The organism is Methylopila musalis, assembly GCF_042679725.1.
GTDB lineage: Bacteria > Pseudomonadota > Alphaproteobacteria > Rhizobiales > Methylopilaceae > Methylopila > Methylopila musalis.
The window spans coordinates 1-1,723 of sequence record NZ_JBHTMX010000330.1 but is presented as its reverse complement, the minus strand read 5'-3'; the positions used below and the strand labels follow the sequence as shown (position 1 = coordinate 1,723).

5 protein-coding genes are annotated in these 1,723 nt (G+C 75.1%); all 5 read left to right on the top strand.

Going from position 1 to position 1,723, the window contains the following annotated elements; all coding sequences use genetic code 11:
• A partial coding sequence (locus ACFQ4O_RS17330) for a head-tail connector protein (RefSeq protein ID WP_449289006.1) occupies positions 1 to 328 on the top strand: 328 nt, incomplete at its 5' end.
• The gene (locus ACFQ4O_RS17325) at positions 325 to 660 is read left to right on the top strand and encodes a phage head closure protein (protein WP_378777602.1); all 336 of its coding nucleotides are present in this window, start codon (positions 325 to 327) and stop codon (positions 658 to 660) included. The genes ACFQ4O_RS17330 and ACFQ4O_RS17325, both read left to right, overlap by 4 nt.
• Positions 657 to 1,073, top strand: coding sequence for a DUF3168 domain-containing protein (locus ACFQ4O_RS17320; RefSeq protein WP_378777600.1), 417 nt, complete (start codon positions 657 to 659; stop codon positions 1,071 to 1,073). The genes ACFQ4O_RS17325 and ACFQ4O_RS17320 overlap by 4 nt, the downstream gene beginning before the upstream one ends.
• 14 nt (positions 1,074 to 1,087) lie before the next feature.
• Positions 1,088 to 1,498 carry a phage major tail protein, TP901-1 family gene (locus ACFQ4O_RS17315; protein WP_378777598.1) on the top strand — a complete coding sequence of 137 codons (411 nt, stop codon included), beginning with the start codon at positions 1,088 to 1,090 and terminating at the stop codon, positions 1,496 to 1,498.
• Positions 1,499 to 1,510: 12 nt separating this feature from the next.
• Positions 1,511 to 1,723: gene transfer agent family protein (locus ACFQ4O_RS17310; RefSeq protein WP_378777596.1), on the top strand; the 213-nt coding region annotated here is incomplete at its 3' end.

The following is a 1,723-nucleotide window of genomic DNA, read 5'->3' as shown; positions in this document are numbered from 1 at the left end:
CGCGGTGACGCTGCGGCCGCGCCCGGTGCGCGACGTGGAGGCGGTGCGGCTGCGCGCCCGCGACGGGACGCTGACCGCGCTCGACCCCGCCGACTGGCGGTTCGACTGGGCGTCCGAGCGGCTGGAGATCCTGAGGGTCGTCCCCGAGGCGCGGGTGGTCGAGATCGACCTCGCCTGCGGCTACGGCGACCCGGAGGACGCGCCGGACTCGCTGCGCCTCGCGCTTCGCCGTCTGGTGGCGGACGCCTATGAGCGCCGCTCCGGCGCCGACGGGCCGCGGGCGGATGTGGCCGACCTGATCGCGCCCTACCGGGACCTGAAGCTGTGAGCGCGGCCGTGGTGGCCTTTTCGGCGCTGCGCCGCCGGGTCGCGATCGAGCGGCCGGACGACGTGGCCGACGAGGCCGGCGGCGTGACGCGGGGCTTCGCGCCGCTTGCGACCGTGTTCGCCCGCGTCGAGCCGGTGTCGGCGGAGGAGACATGCCGGGGCGCGGCGCTCGGCCTCGCCAAGCTTTGGCGGGTCGTCATCCGCGCCCGGGGCGACGTCGCCGGCGGCTGCCGGGCGGCGTGGAGCGGCCGGGCCTTCACCGTGCTGTCGGTGCGCTGCCTCGACGCCGACGGCCGCTTCGAGGAGCTGCTCTGCGAGGAGCTGACGCCATGACCATCGCTTCCGCCGCGCTGGCGCTGCGCGCCGCCGTCGTGCAGCGCCTCGCCTCCGACGCCGCGCTGTCGGCGCTGATCGGCGCCGCCCGTGTCTATGACGAGCCGCCCCGCGCCGCCCTGCCGCCTTACGTGGTGCTGGCGGCGATGGAGAGCTCGGACGTCTCGGGCGATCTCGCCGCCGCCGCCGAACACCGCCTGACGCTGGAGGTGTGGTCGCGGCAGGGCGGTCTCGCCGAGGCGCTGAAGGCCGCGAACCGGGTGGTGGACCGCCTCGACGGCGCGGCGCTCGTTCTCGACGGCTGGCGGCTCGTGGACCTCTCCTGGCGCTCCACCCGCGCGGAACGGGTGGACGCGGCCGGCCTGCGCCGCGCCGAACTCGCCTTCCGCGCCGTCACCGAACCTCTCGACTGAAGGACTGCGATCCCATGGCGATCCAGAAGGGCAAGGACCTGCTCGTGAAGGTCCAGAACGCGCCGGGCGTGTTCGTCACGGTGGCGGGGCTGCGCTCCCGCGCGCTGTCGTTCAACGCCGAGACGGTGGACGTGACCCATGCGGAAAGCGCCGGCCGCTGGCGCGAGCTGCTGGCGGGCGCCGGGGCGAAACGCGCCAGCGTGGCCGGAACCGGCGTGTTCCGGGACGAGGCGTCGGACGCGCGGGTGCGCGGACTGATGTTCGACGGCGCGATCGAGACCTTCCAGATCGTGATCCCGGATTTCGGGCGCGTGGAGGGGCCGTTTCAGGTCACCGGGCTCGAGTTCAAGGGCGACCACGCCGGCGAGATGACCTTCGATCTGGCGCTGGAAAGCGCCGGCGCGCTCACCTTCACCGCCGTCTGAGGGAGACCCCCCATGCCCGTGAACCGCCGCCGGGGCGAGGTGGAGGCCGTGTTCGACGGCCGGCCCCATCGTCTGGTGCTCACCCTCGGCGCGCTCGCCGAACTGGAGGACGCCTTCGGGGTCGCCGATCTGGTGGCGCTGGCCGAGCGCTTCGAGCGCGGCCGCCTCTCCGCCCGCGACGCCGCCCGCATTCTGGCGGCGGGCCTCCGCGGCGGCGGCGCCGAG